The sequence below is a fragment of the Paenibacillus sp. 7523-1 genome (assembly GCF_002276415.1).
GTDB lineage: Bacteria > Bacillota > Bacilli > Paenibacillales > Paenibacillaceae > Paenibacillus > Paenibacillus illinoisensis_A.
In genome coordinates this window covers 445,034-461,273 of sequence record NZ_NPBR01000005.1, presented here as the reverse complement: position 1 = coordinate 461,273, position 16,240 = coordinate 445,034, and the positions used below count along the sequence as shown (strand labels likewise).

Genomic DNA, 16,240 nt, shown 5'->3' with positions numbered 1-16,240 from the left:
TTCGTTTACATCATAGTGAAAAAGTCATATAATTGTCATCGGAAGGTTAACAACTAACTTAAAGTTATTTAGTGTTAAAAAGAAACTAAAGAGACATCATGAAAGAAGGCTAGTAGCAATGAACACATTTTTTGTTGATTCGAGCGGGAATCTGAAAACACAATTAAGAGGTAAAGAAGTTCTATCCAATCCAATTCTGAACAAGGGTATTGCCTTTACCGAAGAAGAGAGAAAAGAACTGAACCTGAACGGCATTTTGCCGCCGATGGTTTTAAATATTGAAGAACAGGTGAGCCGGGTTTATCAGCAGCTGCAAAATGAGTCTGATAACTTGCGTAAAAGCATCATGCTGAATGACTTGTTTAACCGAAACATTGTTTTATTTTATCGATTATTGAAAGAACATCTTAGTGAAATGCTGCCGATTGTATATACACCTACGGTCGGTCAAGCGATTCAGGAATATAGCCATCAATACCACAGACCTGGCGGAGTGTACCTCTCCATTAACGATATGGACGGCCTGGAGGAGGCATTCCGAAACAGTGGTCTGCAAGCTGGAGACGTGGATCTCATTGTGGTAACCGACTCGGAAAGCATCCTTGGTATCGGAGACTGGGGTGTAGGCGGCATTAACATTGCCATCGGTAAACTAGCAGTGTACACCGCAGCAGTAGGGGTTGATCCAAGCCGAGTACTTCCAGTGGTACTTGATGTAGGAACGAACAATCCTACTTTGCTGAATGATCCATTATATGTAGGGAATCGTCATGAACGTATCCGCGGTGAGAAGTATGATCAGTTTATTGAAGCTTTTGTGAAGGAAACGACCAAATGGTTCCCCGACGTGCTGCTTCACTGGGAAGACATGGGCAGCGTAAATGCCAGAAACATCATCCATAAATATGGAGAAGAGCTTCTCACCTTCAACGATGACATTCAAGGAACGGGTGCCGTTACACTGGCTGCTGTGATGTCAGGCGTTCAGGTTACAGGTGTACCACTTCGTGAGCATCGCGTACTGGTATTTGGCCCAGGGGCTGCCGGTATTGGTAATGCGGATCAGATCAGAGATGCCATGATGGAAGAAGGACTTACGCAGGAAGAAGCAGAAAACCGGTTCTGGGCGTTTGACTATCGCGGTATTTTGACGGACGAGATCGAGGGATTGTTCGAGTACCAAAAGCCGTATGTACGCAAAGCGGACGAGATCAAAGACTGGAATCGGGATGAACAGGGGCAGGTTAATCTGCTTGAAGCTGTTACTCGTATTAAACCGACCATTCTGATCGGTACATCGGGTGTTACAGGTGCCTTCAACGAACAGGTTGTGAAGGAAATGGCCAAGCATGTGGAACGTCCAATCATTATGCCGATGTCCAATCCAACTTCCCTCGCCGAAGCAGCTCCAAAAAGCCTGATTGAATGGACGGATGGCAAAGCATTGATCGCAACAGGAAGCCCATTTGAACCTGTAATGTATAATGACATTCAGTTCGAAATCGGTCAATCCAACAATGCGTTTGTTTTCCCTGGTCTGGGATTGGGAGCTATTGTAGCCAAAGCTTCGAAATTTACGAAGAATATGTTTACAGCAGCGGCGATCGCGGTAGCAGGTGCAGTAGATTCTTCTGAACCTGGAGCTCCACTGCTGCCAAGGGTGAAAGAATTGCAGGATGTTTCTTACAAAGTGGCAGTTGCAGTAGCGAAAGCAGCAATCGAAGACGGCGTTGCCCGCCGTCAACTCGAAAACGTGGAAGAGGCGATTAAGGATGCCATGTGGCACCCTGTATATAGACCGATCCTTGCAGCAGTTTGATAACTGTGAACACGCAATGGTTTGAATATGACAATACGTCACACCGAGAGAATACCTGTCCATCCGTACAGGTATTCCTTGGCTGTGTCCAAAATTGAAAATAACATATCACATGATCAAAATTTTTGTCATTTGTTGAAGTGTTGCAAATGCTCAGATCATAAATGGAGGTTTGACCAACATGTCAGTAAGTGACATTTTCATTATTTTAATTCCTATATTTTTCGTAATTTTACTCGGTTTTTTTGGAGGCTATTTCAAAGTATTTAACTCCGCATCCTCCAAAGGCCTGAATACACTGGTGACCAAGTTTGCGCTGCCGGCGCATTTGTTCATTGGTATCACTACGACTAAAAAAGAGACCCTGATTGACAAGTGGCCATTCTTCATGACCATATTCTTGGGGATTATCGGTTTCTATGTTGTGCTGCTGCTGGTGATGCGTTTCATTTTCAAAGTCAATCTTAGCCAGTCATCGATCTTTTCATTGAATGCTACTCAACCTTCGTTTGCATTTATGGGGATTCCGGTTCTGGGTAACCTGTTCGGTGCGGCTGAAGTCACCATTCCAATTGCAATCACGGGCATCGTAGTTAATGCGCTGCTTGATCCAATCGCGACCATTGTCAGTTCTGTGGGGAAGAAAACGGAAGAGGGCAAGCAAAATGGTCATGGCGAAAGCTTGTTAAAACTAACGATCCATTCCATCATCCATGGTCTGAAAGAACCGCTTGCCTGCATTCCGCTTCTGGGTGTAATCCTGACGCTTGTTGGTTTCCAGTCACCTCAGCTGCTGCAAAGCTCTTTTGATCAGATCGGTAGCATTACTTCCGGAGCAGCGCTGTTTGCAATCGGGGTAACGGTGGGCATTAACCGGATTAAATTCAGCCTGAATGCCATCAGCATTTCACTGTTGAAGGTGATTGCGCTGCCGTTGTTTACGTACATGTTTGCATTATTGATGGGACTATCATCAACCGACATGACTATGGTCATCCTGCTAGTATCCTTCCCAGGTTCAGCCGTAGCTGCGATGATTGCATCCAGGTTCGATACACTTGAGGTGGAGACGGCATCATCCTTTGTCATGAGCTCCGTCCTGTCATTGATCTCACTGCCAATCCTCATCTCCATATTGGTTTGACTCAGAAGAAGCCGCGATATTCGCGGCTTTTTTCCGTTTCTGAACTTAAAAAGTTGCGTATACGATGAAAATTATGAATAATGTTTAGATGTGCGGAAGGAGGAGGTTAATTGAAAAAGAAGAAGAATAGAATTCCGTTTACAATTCTCGTATTTTTTGTTCCTGCGATGATCTTGACGGTACAGATCTGGAATGATTATCGAGGTGGGGTTATGAGCGTCCAAGATCAATATTCCAATTTGACAGGCATGTATTATCTTGATGGCGGGAACAAAATTGTAGCTTTAACGGATGAAAGGGACGGCATGTATTCGAGGCTCCACATGTATGAGGCTAACACGGGAAACCTGATCAAAGAACAAATAATCCGTGCCAATTCTCAAGGTCCATTAGCAGCAACTACATATCAGAATAACGGTGTGATCATCCCAACATTAGACAGCAGTCAGAGCTTACAGCTGACTCACGTACGGGATACGGGAGAAGTGACAGAATTAGCCCGAAGTACATTGCAGCTCGATACTCCTTGGGCAGATGTACACGCCTGGCGTGGCAGGCTCATTGTGAATGGAGAAACATTAGGTTCAACGACATACCTTGCAGAGGTCAGGGACGCAGAAGTAAAAAAAGTGATTCTTAATAGTCCAGATGTACTTCCATCGGATCCGGAAAATATCTCTGACTTAGACGGGAGCTTCAAAAACGAGCTGCCTGTTCCTTTATTTGAAGTGGTACTTAAACATGGCCAAAGGGCCCATGTAAGTGGAATTCTTCAACGGGATGGTCTTCCTGCCGTGAAGATCCAGTCCGAGGATGTAGGCATTTTCCTCGCACAGGAACAGGCTTCCAATACGTTCGCCAAATCATTTGGCGTTGATAACACTCGGTTGGTTCGCGCCGAGGATTCCAATCCCAAACAAGTCCGTTTCTATAATGCCAAAACGAATGAGTGGGGATCTGTAGTCAATACTCCCAAACAGGTATACCAAGCGAGTGTTTTCTTATTGAATGACCAGGAGGTTTTCATTGTCGGATCTTCCATGGAAGATGAGAAACAAGGTGAAGTTCGCGGTTATATCTATAATGAAAAGAAAAAGTCTTTCATAGATACAGGAGCAATGGTGGGGCATTTAACATATGAGGACCTGAAGAACACGGACGTTGAATTTTACAAAGCTCTCGAAGATGATACGCTCTATTATTCCGACGGTGATCAGGTGGCAGGCGCCATGAACGTGGAGACAGGACTAGTCCATATGCAGACGAAGGATCAGATGCTCGAATGGATCAAAGCAGCGAATGATGGACAGTTATCCTTCCGTGGTTTCCTAGGTCGTATTGGTGAAGGGGGGGTTCTTGTCCTCAACTGGGCAGTTTGGCTTGCCATTCCGCTGTTAGTTATTATCGTTCCACAGTTCATCCTGCCACTAATGTTTAAACGGCGTACACGGCAGATTAATGAGGGTGAACTGTTGAATGGTACGATCATGGAGATGGCAGAGACAGGCACCTACGTCAACAATCAGCCTCTCGTTCGCTTCAAAATTCGTTTCGAGCTGGATGGTGAACGGAAGGAGGTTGAACTCAAAAAGGTCATCTCTCTCCTGAATGCTAATCGTATCGGCGATCAGGTAGTTATCAGCTATAATCGGGAAAAGGAAAAGGCCATGTTGATATCCGATGAGGATTTACAGGACCAGATGCCTTCAACCATACATCATGCTGTTCTTGAACGTATTGATCACTATGGATTCCTGAATCGCGGCAAGGTCCTCCTGCTCCATTTTACAGCGGATGATCAAGAATACGAGGTGCCGGTTGTGCAGCCTCCGGGCTTCAGCTACCGTGTAGGGACCGAGGCAACTTTGATTCTGGCTGGAGGCCAGGTTCGTCTTCAAAGTTATGGTGTGAGTACTTCGGAACTTGCCGATCAATTGGCGCTGGAGGCAGAAGTTGTCCGAATGGAGAAGAAAGAGACGGAGTTCCTCGATCGGGAGCTATTGGTCATGGATTTGATGATAACAAGTGGTGAGGACAGCATACGCAAAACAAACAGCCTGTTCGTACCATTGGGTACTGATGTTCAGAACGGAACGCGGATTCCAATGCATATGAAACGTGAAGATTATGAGCGTGAACTTCGGTTAGCCAAAGGCAAACAGGGTGCGGCCACGATTCGCACCGTCATGTATGAAGGGATAACTGCCGGCGAGCGTCCCTTGGCGCGGATTACTGTGGATCGAGGTGGACAGATCTATGAAATTCGTCAGTCGATCGATCCTATATTCGGTGTAGAGATCGGCGACAAGCTCTGGATCAGTTATGATGAACAGACACGTGAAGCTCTCATCCTAAATTATTCATCAAATGGATAGCATCCCTCAGCAAACGCTTGTATTTAGAATTTCATAAAACACATTGAAAAAGCCGCAGATCTGCGGCTTTTTCAATGTCTATTCACTGTAGTTAATGATGTGTTTAGCTTACTGCGTTACTGCTCACCAAGTATTCATCCATCTTCGCTTTTAATTGCTCAGATGCCGGCATCAGCGGCAGGCGCAGTTGATCGCAACTAATGATTCCTTGATTGACAAGCAGCCATTTGATCATGGCAGGAGCAGGCTCTGCAAAGAGATGGTCAATAAAAGGAGCGACTCGAGTAAACTGCTCACGCGAGCCCTCTTTGTCCCCATTTTTAAAGCGATCGTACACCTCAATGAATTGCTCTGTGTTAATATTGGCAGATGCCAGCATGCCGCCAGCAGCACCTTCGCTTAACATATCGTAAAAGAATGCATCATCCCCGCACAGGATGGGTTTGGATCCGCTTCGTACCAGCTCCGACATTAATTCCACGCCGTTGGTGCTGTCCTTAAGGCCAATAACCCCGTCTAAGTTCATTATTCTTTTCATCGTATCCACGGAGACACGTACACCCGTGCGTGCAGGGATTTCATATACAATAATGGGTACTCCCACTTCAGCAGTCACACGAAAATGTTCAAAAATGCCTTCCTCTGTTGGTCTGTTGTAATAGGGAGTGACTACAAGAACGGCGTCCGCTCCGAGTTCACCAGCCATTTGTGTACGCTTGACCGTTGATGCTGTATCGTTGGTTCCGGTCCCAACGACGATGGGTATTGTTTTATTTATGCTTTGCAAGGTTTCCTTCGTGACTTGAACGAGCTGCTCCACTTCATCCCATGAAACCGTAGGTGACTCTCCAGTAGTGCCGTTAATAACTAAACCGTGAATTCCGCTATTCGCCATATGTGTGATGTAGTTCCGAAAGGAAGGGATATCGAGCTGATTATCCTTCGTAAAAGGGGTGATTACCGGTACATAAATACCTTGAATCTGTTGTTCGGTTAGCATAATATGGCCTCCATTTAAGTTGAAATGACATTAAATTCACTTTACCATGGGAATTAGCATCATAGTTAACTATAATAGATGATGGGTGTTATCGATTATTTTGATAAGGAAGGGTTCAGGATCATGGATTTGAATTATTTTCAAACCTTTCGTGAAGTGGCCGTGCGGCAAAGTTTCACCAAGGCGGCAGAAGAGCTTGGCTACGCACAGTCGAGTGTAACGACACAGATTCAAAAGCTGGAGAAAATCTATCAGGTCAAATTATTCGAACGTTACAATAACAATAAAATCCGACTTACTTCAGCAGGGGAAGAATTGTTCAAGCTCTCCGGGCAACTCCTGGAGATATATGAACATTCGCAGGAAAAGCTGACCAAACAGGGCGGAGGTTCCCTTACCATCGCAACGATGGATTCGCTGGCTTCCTATTTTCTTCCTGCCCCGATTCAGACGACACGCAAGCAGTATCCTGAACTGGGTATTCGGCTGCAGACGGATCGCGAAGACATGATTTTGCAGAAAGTAAAAGAGGGAGAAGCCGATGTGGGACTTATTCTGGCGAATGCATCATCCGAATCAGGATTGCAGTGGATCACCATCCGGGAAGAGCCGCTCGTCCTCATCGTTAACACAGATCATCCCCTTGCGAAGAAGCAGAAAATTGAACTGAGCGATCTGGCTGACGAAGAATGGATTATGCCCGAGGATACCTGCAATTACAGACAGCTGCTGGAGAGAGTATTGAGGGCTAACGTTATTCCTTACAAAGTAGGTCTGGAGCTTGGAAGCCCTGAGGCGATTAAGCGAAGCATTATGGCAGGAACGGGAATTTCGCTTTTGCCTCAAATGATCGCCCTCGATGAGATCCGGCGGGAGGAGCTAACCGTATTGCCGCTGGAGCATGGTGATTTCAGACTCGAAATCCAGTTAGTCATTCACACTCGAAAATGGGTATCTCATGCATTGCGCCAATTTGTCACAAACCTCGGAGCTAAGGAGACTGAATGGTAACCCATTCGGTCTTTTTAGCGGTGGAATATTTCGAAAACGTTTAGCAATACCGGAAGTGATGAAATGTTCTATTCCATCTTATCTTGAAGCTAAAATATCAAAATTATGTTCTATTAAAAGCATGATTTTGTATATGACGTACAGCGGAAAACTCATGTTACCATGATGATGGCGCTAACAAGCACCCAGTAAACTGTAAGCGCTTTAATTATTCCCGGCCGGGGATCCTTTCTCTACGAATTCATGTTACACCAATCATGAAGGAGGCGAATGATCTTGGGAAAAAGCAGGTTCTGGAAGATAGGCGCCGCTGCCGCATTGCTCATATCCGTATTGCCAACGAGCACCGGTATGGCAGCAGCAACACTCACGGAGGTACCTTATGCCATGGATTCAAGCAATCAGGCGGGATGGTGGACGCCGCTTGAGACATATGGCACGGGAAATGAGTATGCGTACTTGGCATATAACGGCCCGGGAGGCTCAGAGAGCACACATACTGTAAATATCGCAAGACGGGACGGATCAGGAACGTGGTCCAACATTCCGGTGATGAATGGCAGCAGCATTGCACAGTACAGTGATGACATTGGGCACAACCAACCTTCCATAGCACGAGACGGCAGCGGCCGATTTCACGTCTTTGCATCCATGCACAACGATAGCTGGCGTTATTTCAGGTCAGATACCGTTGGAGGCGTTCCGCAGAATCATTCTTCCGATATGCCTTCCTTCTCCACTTTCAAGGGGACATACCCCGTTCTGACAACAGCACCAAATGGTGATGTCTATCTTTTGATTCGATCAAGCGATGACACGACCGGATATCGTCCTGGAATTTTGTATCGCTGGAACAATGCCCAGTCCAGCTGGAGCCAAGAGGCGGTCGTCGGTGCGAACGCGGGTCGTTCATTCTATCCCAATGATCTGGTTTTCGATGCGCAAGGTGACTTACACATCCTGTTTGAATGGTCTACTTTTGTTTCGAGCGCACTCCGTCATGATTTGTCTTACGTGAAGTACAGACCTTCTACAGGTACCTTCTATAAAGCAGATGGCAGTGTCATAACTTCACCCGTATCGCTAAGTAATGTGGATATTGTCCAGCCGTTTGCTCCAACCGAGGCCTACGTCAAGGATGGAGGCGATCCAGGGGGACCGGGAATCCAGAGCGCCAAGCTGGCCGTAGATTCAGCAGGCAATCCGAAGATTGTCTACCGATACCGGGAGGAAGGAAGCACGAACTTCTCCGTGAAATATGCTTCTTATGATACAGGTGGATGGACGCAGCAGACCGTATATAATGCCACGGCAACAAGAGCGGGAATTGATATTACGTGGACGGGGTCAGAAGTCCGGGTCTATTATACGAAATATAGCGGCACCGACCGTGCATATATGGCGGTTCCGGACGGCAATGGCGGATGGACCCAGACGTCGATTGCTCCCGGCAAACCAATTGAGAGGCTCAGTGTTGATCGTAATGCCAATGGTGTCGACATTCTGTACCTGGTGGATATCACCAATCGTAAGCTGTATTACGGCAGAAACTAAGCTGCTTTTCCACTTCTGAAAAGTACCTCTGGAGAGTCAACCGCACAGCCAGTGCGGAATCACTCCAGAGGTGTTTTTTTGATCATATTCAAATATTAATAGAGTTCAGAATTTGAGATTTCATAATTACAAGAAATGATATAAATTTCTAGTAGACCCAAACAATTACCAAATTAAGACAGCATATTCGGAACAAGGAGGCTGGTATCCAGACATACTTTCCAGAGTGAACAGCTTGAACGCATTTCATCATATCCAATAGGAGGGATTCCATGCTTTATACGATTATTGTGCCAGTTAACCAGGATTATAACATTCTGAACCTGTTCACCGATTCACTGCTTCGGACGGTAAGCCCGTCTACACAGATTATCTTCATCAATGATGGTTCCGGCTCGGCTGTCTTTCAACATCTGGAGAAACTGAAGCAGGAAGTTCGAGAAGGGGTAACGATTGAAATTCTGCAGCATGATTTTCCACTCGGTTGCGCAGTATCCATTAACAGTGCGCTGCGGCGAGCGGAGGGGGATTATATTTTCTTTCTGGATTCCGACACCATTTTACAGCCGGATTGGCAGTCCTTGATGAGAGAGACGCTGGATAGCGATATTACCATCGGCATGATTGGCGGTGTGCTGCTGTATCCGCAAACCGGGGGCGTGCAGCACTGCGGTATTGCTTTTGCGGACACCATCGGCAGGCACCTTTTCCTCAATGCATCTCCTGAAGATATTCCAAAAGAGACGTTCTCGGTGCAGCTGGTTGTATTCGCCATGTTCGGCATGAAGCGGGAAGTCTACGAAACGATCGGTACCCTGGATGAGAAATTTTTCAACGGATACGAGGATTTTGATTACCAGATGCGTGCACGTGCAGCCGGATATGATACAGTCATTAACCCGAACATTCGCGCTTATCACTGGGAGCGCAGCAGCGGCATTCATCGAAATTTCAACCGGAAAAACAATTTGGCCCGCTTCTGGAAAAAGTGGGGGAGTGAGATCGAGGCAGATGTTTGGCCGTTTGTGTTCAGCCACTTGAAAGAACAGCTGGGTAACCAACTGGAGCACCAACATCTGCCGATCGTCGGCATTGATCTCGCTGAAGTACGCAGTGATGCTGATACGTTCTGGACCAAGCTTGAGGAAGCTGAGATTGCACCTATTACAGAGGTGCGTGATTATTCCAACCGCTTCAATTCGAACGGGGCTATCTGGTTGCCGCAGGTACTGGGCAAGGAACTCATTCACAGTGAAAACCGGTTGCTGTTTTTGGTAGACAATTTCGCCCGTTTGCTGGAAAACCGGTACTGGATCGAGATGAGGCATGCGCATCGGGCCAAGGATCTGATTATCGATTTGTATGGCAATGTCATTACGATGGATCGCATCTATGACGGCTGCTGGCCTGGAACCAAGGTTCGTTAACCATTAAACCTAGTATAAAGGGAGGAACTATAGGTGAAATCAAAAGAGAGCACGGTGGACCGTGCCGTAAGGTTTACCCGTAATCTGGAGTGGCTTGCGCACGTCGAAAAGGTTATCCCGAGCGGATGCAGTACACTTGCCAAAGCGCCTGAACGGTTGTTTCCAGGCTACACGCCCGTGTGTTGTGCGGAAGCACGGAATTCCCGCTTTATCGATATTGATGGGAATGAATGGCTGGATTGCGAGATGGCCATGGGTACCGCTCCTTGGGGGCATGCGCGGCATGAAGTTCAATTGACCGTCATTCATCAGTTGAAAAAAGGGACAAGCTATTCCATCCCTGCTGACATTGAACTGGAGTGTGCTGATCTGATCCTTCAGCGGTTTGGCGGGCGATATCCTTCATTGCGATTCACGAAGAGCGGTGCGGATGCTGTCAGTGGAGCCGTGCGTCTCGCTAGGGCAGGAAGCGGCAAAAGCAAGGTGATTGCAACAGCCTATCATGGGTGGCATGACTGGTCAGCCTATGGTTATTATGGTCGGGAAACGAAAGAGCGCGGCATTCCGGTTGATATCGAACGTACAACGATCTGGGTGGACAAGCCTTCACCAGAACGAATTGAAGCTCAGATCACAGCGTCACCTGAAGACATCGCCTGCATTGTGCTGTGTCCCAATGAATGGAAGCGTGAACAGCTGGAGCAAGTCGTCTCCCTTTGCCGATCATTGGATATCATTGTGATTTTTGATGAAGTTACTTCGGGCATTCGTATGGGCAAGCAGGCCACAGCAGGGGAGTATGACATCTGGCCTGATCTGCTCTGTATCTCCAAAGGAATGGCGAACGGATTGCCCCTTGCTGCCGTGATGGGACCCGAACATTTGATGTCCCTTTCAGGACAAGTCAGATTCAGCAATGCGCATTCCAGTGAGACCACTGCACTTGCAGCAGCCATCGCATGTGAGCGATTGATGCAAGCTGCCAAGGTATGGCCGAGCTGGCGGGATGCCACCATCCGAATCATGGATCTGATTGAGGCAGAGCTTGTGCTTCTTGGGCTGACGGACCAATTGGCATTGAAGGGTACCTATGCCAGCTTCTACATTCATTCAATTACGGAGGAGAACTTCCAATCGGATCCCTTCCGTGAGTTTATCGTAAAGAAAATGGCACACTTCGGCATTTTCACCAAAGGATACTTTATTTTCTCGGATGCCCATACGCGCGAAGAATTGCTATGGGTGGAAGAAGCCCTCTTGCAGACCCTTTCGGATTGGAAAGAGCTGCGTAAACAGGAGCATCTTGCTCGGTAACGTATTCGAAAACGTTTATAACTTCATCCCTACAGGGAATCGATTAGGAGGAATCATCCATGAAAGCACTCGTATATCAGGACCATAAACAGGTAGCGTTACTTGATGTTGAACAACCAAGTATTCAGAAGCCGAACCAGGTTAAAGTCAAAATTTATGGCTCAGGCATCTGCGGCACAGATCTAAACATTGTCAAAGGCAAAGTTCCGGCAAACAAGGGAACGATTATCGGTCATGAAGGCGTGGGTACGGTTGTGGAGGTGGGCCCTGAAGTCCGTGGATTTCAGGTAGGCGACCGCGTTCTGATTGATCCCACTCAATCCTGCGGAACCTGCTCCTACTGCCGCGAAGGCTTGTTCATCTATTGCGAAAACTTCGATGACTATCAGGTAGGCATGACCACGCACGGTACATTTGCGGAATATTATGTGGGAGATGAGAAATACATCTACCCGATTCCGGATTCCATGAGCTGGGAAACGGCGATGATGATTGAACCGCTTGGTTGTGTGCTGCAGACGTTTATGAAAGCAGGCGTGAAGCCAAGCGATTCAGTACTCGTTCTGGGTTCAGGCGCCATTGGTTCCCTGTGTCAGCTCGTAAGCAAACGATTGGCAAGGCTCACCGTTGGCACTGAAGTAGACCCGTACCGCAAAGAATTTGCTTCAGGCATTGCTGATCATGTGTTCTATCCTCAGGAACTGACGCTGGATAATGTATATAAAATCAACAACAACAAAAAGTTCGACATCGTAGTCGATGCGGTAGGGAATCAGCTTCATGTTGGATTTGAGATGATTGCCAAAGGGGGAAGAATCATTCCCATGGGCTATGACGACAGCTACAAAGTAACCTTCAAATCAACAGATGTAATCAATGACGGAATCAGCATTATTGGCGCCGTAGCCGTACATTCGATGATTAGTACGGCATTGAAATTCGCGCAAAGCATTCCGGAACTGGAGCGTATGGTGACGGCCAAGGAGCTGCTGTCTGATTACGAGGAGGCTTTCAACGGTACAGTGGGGTATCATCTGCGTACCGGGGAGCCCCTGCCGATGAACTCGGTCAAAACAGCTTTGATTTTATAGAAGTATAGAAGTCTCGGAATTGCCGCTGCGATGGACCATCATCCGCGGCGGCAAGATCCGCAGAAAGAGGGGGATGTGGAGTGAAGCTGCTTCAGGATTTGCCGAGAAACCCGCGGTATTCCATTTTGCTTGAACCGGTATGGGCCATCCCGGGCACGATTGTCCTGTTTTATGCTCCTTTATATATGAAGGAAGCCGGACTCTCGGACATCGAAATCGGTTTGATCAATTCGGTGAATCTTTATTTTGCCTTTATATTTCAATTGTTCGCCGGTTCAATTACGAACAAGCTGGGCCGGAAACGGACGACGCTGATCTTTGATCTGGTTGCATGGAGTATTCCAATGTTCATCTGGGCATTTTCGCATAATTTCTGGCTGTTTCTGATTGCTTACCTGCTGAATGCCACCTCTAAATTCGTGACGGTATCCTTCAACTGTCTCATCATTGAGGATGTCGAAGAACATAAACGCTCCAGAGTGTTCGGCATTCTTAACATGATTATCACGGCAGCTGGAGTATTAACGCCGATCGCAGGTGTAGTTATTGCTGATTTTGGTATTGTGCCAACGCTGGCCAGCATCTATTTCGTCGGAGGAATACTGATGACCGCCATGTTCTTCATTCGCAACCGATATACCGATGAAACCGAGGTTGGAAAAGAGTTGATGGGCATGCATAGTCAAACGAGGGTGCTGCACAGCCTTGCTTCAAGTTTACGACTGTTCGGCAGATCGTTTTATAAACGAAGACTCTTTCCGATCATATTGATTACCGTGCTTTCCAATCTGATTTTGCAGCTGAACTTTTTTCAGGTCATTTTCTTCAAGGAACAGCTCAAGTTTAATGATCGTGTGATTTCGTTTATCCCGGTAGTGACGGCATTAACGGTCATGCTGCTGTATTTGGTCATCATACCACGCCTGAAACAACGATCAGAGGAGAAGTATGTTGGGTTTTCCATCATATTAAGTACAATCGGAGCCGTGCTGTTTCTGTTGATACCTGTTGGAAACATAGCGATGCTGTTCCTGACCCTGATTGTGCTTGCAGCCGGTAATTTTATTCTGCAGACATACCGGGATTCCCTGCTCATGAACAGACTGGGCACGCATGAAAAAGCCGATATGTTCTCTGCCGTACAGACGGTTATGACACTAACTGCCATTCCATCAGGTTATCTGACAGGATTGCTGTACCATCATCATCCCGTACTTTTGTTCAGCGTCATTCTTGCACTGTACGTCATCCTGATGGTCATTATGTTATTCCTGCCTGATCCACAGAAACATACCCAAGTGATCGAAACTTACAAAAATATGTAGGAGAAGGGGTTTTCTGTATATAGCAAGAATATGTAATACAGAAAACGACTTGGGAGGTAAAGAGATGTCAAATGTATTTGCAGCAGAAACAAGAAGTCAAATGAACTGGATGAATCAACCTGAAAGCTGGTCTTACACAGAAGAGGGTGTACTTATTGTGGAGGCTCAGGCTGATACCGATTTTTTTCAGGACCCCGCGGGCATTAACGTCCGTGCATCTGCTCCATTCCTGGCGATACCTGTACCGGGTGATTTTGAACTGACCACCCAATTAACTGTGGACATGAAACACCAGTATGACTCCGGTTGCCTGATGGTCATGGCAGATGAACGCAACTGGTGCAAGCTTTGTTTTGAGTATGATGGAAAAGCAGCAACCATTGTGTCGGTGGTTACCCGGGACGGTTCCTCTGACGATTGCAATTCGATTGAAGTACCCGTACCCGATCCATACCTGCGCATACGCAAGGTAGAGGACTGCATTTCATTTTTTTATTCACCCGATGGGGAAGAGTGGAAACTAATTCGGTACTTCGGCATGCCGATTCAGGGGGAGATTCAGGCAGGCATCGTTGCACAGTCACCAACCGGAGCAGGTTGTACCTGTCGCTTTTTGTCCTTGGAGGTTACAAGGCCTGACTTGACTGCACGCTTCTAAGCTATTTCCCCCGCCGATCATTGGAGGGAGAACAGGTTCATGATAAAAGCATTTATTTTGGATTTTGATGGACTGATCCTGGACACAGAGACACCTTGGTATTATGCTTTTCGGGACATTTATCAGGAACACGGCCTTGAACTAGGACTGGATCTTTGGTCCAAAAATGTGGGAACCAACTTTGAAGAGTTTCATCCGTTTCTGTACTTGGAACAGGCACTGCAAAAACCGATTGATCATGACCAGATCAAGCTGTTATCGGAACAGAAGTATACATCCTACCTGGGTCAGGCAACCATCCTGCCGGGAGTGCATGAACTGCTTCGGACAGCTCGTGAAAAGGGGATTCAGCTTGCCGTTGCTTCAAGCTCCACGCGCGATTGGGTGCATGGCTATCTGCACAAGCTGGGTATATTCGAACAATTTGCGGTCATTCATACGGCTGAGGATGTCAAGCGGGTCAAGCCAGATCCGGAATTATATCTTCTGGCTCTGCACAGTCTGGGAATCGAAGCTTCGGAAGCGGTTGTTTTCGAAGATTCGCCTAATGGGCTAAAAGCAGCCAAGGCTGCGGGGATTCGCTGCGTCATTGTGCCGAACGAGGTAACTCGCGATCTGGAGTTCCAGCTGCATGATCTGCGGTTATCCTCGCTGGCTGAGATCGATGTGGAAATTCTCTAACCCAGGTACTGCTTGCGTAACTCAATCGGAGAGATTCCTTCGAATTTCTTAAATACGGAACCAAAGTAACTGGCACTGTTAAAACCGACTGCTTTGGCAATATCATGAGCGGTAATGGCATCATTCTCGATTAGCATTTCCTTGGCTTTCAGCAGACGATATCGTGTCAGATACTCAAGCGGAGTCATTTGAAATTCCTTTTTGAATATCCGGTTTAAGTGCTGTTCGGTTACGTTCATCTGCTGAGCCAGCATGGAAAGCGAGATATCCTCATGATAATTCTGTTTGATAAAAGTAACGAGTCCGCCAAGCTTTAGGCGTGCATCGGAGCGTTCATAAGCACCATAACGATCTCCTTCGATCGTCAATCTGACCAGAAGCATGTAGAGCAATGCGGATACGTGCCAGATCTGATCCTTGTGCCGGGACTGCAGCGCCAGCGTTATTTCATGCAGAAGGATATGAATCATTCCATCCGGCTTGAAGGCGCGCAGCTCCCCGATCTGCAAGGTATGCAGGAAGCGGGGCAACAAATAGCCATTAAACGTAAGACAATCAAACAACAATGAATCACTCAGATTGTGATAACGATAGGTAACTTCAGGAAACATAATAAGAGCGGTTCCTTCACGGATCAGGAATTCATGATTTTTGGCTGCGATTCGCCCGGTTCCTCCGATGCATTGTACAATGGTGTAATCCCGTGAATGGTCGCTCCAATGCTTGAATTCATCAGCATTCATCTGGATCTGCCCTGTAATCATTAGTGGCATATCGGCATCCAGCGGATTCTCCATGCTAGGTTTCGGCATCGTTGAGTTATTCCTCTTTTCGTTAAAGG

At 46.9% G+C, this 16,240-nt stretch carries 13 protein-coding genes; 11 read left to right on the top strand and 2 right to left on the bottom strand.

The window, feature by feature from the left end:
• Nucleotides 1–118 precede the first annotated feature (118 nt).
• From CHH60_RS05505 to CHH60_RS05495, 3 genes are all read left to right on the top strand, one after another.
• A complete protein-coding gene (locus CHH60_RS05505) occupies nucleotides 119–1,819 on the top strand; it encodes an NAD-dependent malic enzyme (RefSeq protein ID WP_095358288.1) in 1,701 nt (566 codons plus the stop codon).
• A 181-nt stretch (nucleotides 1,820–2,000) separates the two neighbouring features.
• Nucleotides 2,001–2,963 carry an AEC family transporter gene (locus tag CHH60_RS05500; RefSeq protein WP_095358287.1) on the top strand — a complete coding sequence of 321 codons (963 nt, stop codon included), beginning with the start codon at nucleotides 2,001–2,003 and terminating at the stop codon, nucleotides 2,961–2,963.
• A 110-nt stretch (nucleotides 2,964–3,073) separates the two neighbouring features.
• Complete coding sequence (locus CHH60_RS05495; protein ID WP_095358286.1) at nucleotides 3,074–5,338, top strand: hypothetical protein; 2,265 nt, start codon at nucleotides 3,074–3,076, stop codon at nucleotides 5,336–5,338.
• Nucleotides 5,339–5,441: 103 nt separating this feature from the next.
• Here CHH60_RS05495 and dapA read toward each other — a convergent pair whose 3' ends face one another.
• Entirely contained in the window at nucleotides 5,442–6,338 is an 897-nt protein-coding gene (dapA, locus tag CHH60_RS05490) for a 4-hydroxy-tetrahydrodipicolinate synthase (RefSeq protein ID WP_095358285.1), read from the bottom strand.
• Between the two features lie 78 nt (nucleotides 6,339–6,416).
• Between dapA and CHH60_RS05485 the strand changes: the two genes are divergently transcribed.
• The 8 genes from CHH60_RS05485 to CHH60_RS05450 all read left to right on the top strand — a co-directional run bounded on the left by CHH60_RS05485 (nucleotide 6,417) and on the right by CHH60_RS05450 (nucleotide 15,399).
• Nucleotides 6,417–7,349: a LysR family transcriptional regulator gene (locus CHH60_RS05485; protein ID WP_255247830.1), complete on the top strand. Its 933-nt coding sequence runs from the start codon at nucleotides 6,417–6,419 to the stop codon at nucleotides 7,347–7,349.
• Nucleotides 7,350–7,625: 276 nt separating this feature from the next.
• Entirely contained in the window at nucleotides 7,626–8,903 is a 1,278-nt protein-coding gene (locus tag CHH60_RS05480) for a BNR-4 repeat-containing protein (RefSeq protein WP_217989973.1), read from the top strand.
• Nucleotides 8,904–9,175: 272 nt separating this feature from the next.
• A complete protein-coding gene (locus CHH60_RS05475; RefSeq protein ID WP_095358283.1) occupies nucleotides 9,176–10,330 on the top strand; it encodes a glycosyltransferase family 2 protein in 1,155 nt (384 codons plus the stop codon).
• Between the two features lie 33 nt (nucleotides 10,331–10,363).
• Entirely contained in the window at nucleotides 10,364–11,644 is a 1,281-nt protein-coding gene (locus CHH60_RS05470) for an aminotransferase class III-fold pyridoxal phosphate-dependent enzyme (protein WP_095358282.1), read from the top strand.
• 59 nt (nucleotides 11,645–11,703) lie between these two features.
• Nucleotides 11,704–12,735 carry a zinc-dependent alcohol dehydrogenase gene (locus tag CHH60_RS05465; protein WP_095358281.1) on the top strand — a complete coding sequence of 344 codons (1,032 nt, stop codon included), beginning with the start codon at nucleotides 11,704–11,706 and terminating at the stop codon, nucleotides 12,733–12,735.
• Nucleotides 12,736–12,815: 80 nt separating this feature from the next.
• Nucleotides 12,816–14,060, top strand: coding sequence for an MFS transporter (locus CHH60_RS05460; protein WP_095358280.1), 1,245 nt, complete (start codon nucleotides 12,816–12,818; stop codon nucleotides 14,058–14,060).
• Between the two features lie 64 nt (nucleotides 14,061–14,124).
• Nucleotides 14,125–14,718: a DUF1349 domain-containing protein gene (locus CHH60_RS05455; RefSeq protein ID WP_095358279.1), complete on the top strand. Its 594-nt coding sequence runs from the start codon at nucleotides 14,125–14,127 to the stop codon at nucleotides 14,716–14,718.
• Between the two features lie 39 nt (nucleotides 14,719–14,757).
• Nucleotides 14,758–15,399, top strand: a complete 642-nt coding sequence (locus CHH60_RS05450) for an HAD family hydrolase (RefSeq protein WP_095358278.1) — start codon at nucleotides 14,758–14,760, stop codon at nucleotides 15,397–15,399.
• Here the strand turns inward: CHH60_RS05450 and CHH60_RS05445 are convergent.
• Nucleotides 15,396–16,211, bottom strand: coding sequence for an AraC family transcriptional regulator (locus CHH60_RS05445; RefSeq protein WP_095358277.1), 816 nt, complete (start codon nucleotides 16,209–16,211; stop codon nucleotides 15,396–15,398). The genes CHH60_RS05450 and CHH60_RS05445 overlap by 4 nt on opposite strands.
• Nucleotides 16,212–16,240 lie beyond the last annotated feature (29 nt).

Bases quoted from the DNA above. Each gene is read 5' to 3' on its own strand.
- CHH60_RS05485 (WP_255247830.1), top strand. From the start codon at position 6,417: ATGATGGGTGTTATCGATTATTTTGATAAGGAAGGGTTCAGGATCATG.
- CHH60_RS05455 (WP_095358279.1), top strand. From the start codon at position 14,125: ATGTCAAATGTATTTGCAGCAGAAACAAGAAGTCAAATGAACTGGATG.
- CHH60_RS05450 (WP_095358278.1), top strand. From the start codon at position 14,758: ATGATAAAAGCATTTATTTTGGATTTTGATGGACTGATCCTGGACACA.
- dapA (WP_095358285.1), bottom strand. From the start codon at position 6,338: ATGCTAACCGAACAACAGATTCAAGGTATTTATGTACCGGTAATCACC.
- CHH60_RS05500 (WP_095358287.1), top strand. From the start codon at position 2,001: ATGTCAGTAAGTGACATTTTCATTATTTTAATTCCTATATTTTTCGTA.
- CHH60_RS05465 (WP_095358281.1), top strand. From the start codon at position 11,704: ATGAAAGCACTCGTATATCAGGACCATAAACAGGTAGCGTTACTTGAT.
- CHH60_RS05475 (WP_095358283.1), top strand. From the start codon at position 9,176: ATGCTTTATACGATTATTGTGCCAGTTAACCAGGATTATAACATTCTG.
- CHH60_RS05445 (WP_095358277.1), bottom strand. From the start codon at position 16,211: ATGCCGAAACCTAGCATGGAGAATCCGCTGGATGCCGATATGCCACTA.
- CHH60_RS05505 (WP_095358288.1), top strand. From the start codon at position 119: ATGAACACATTTTTTGTTGATTCGAGCGGGAATCTGAAAACACAATTA.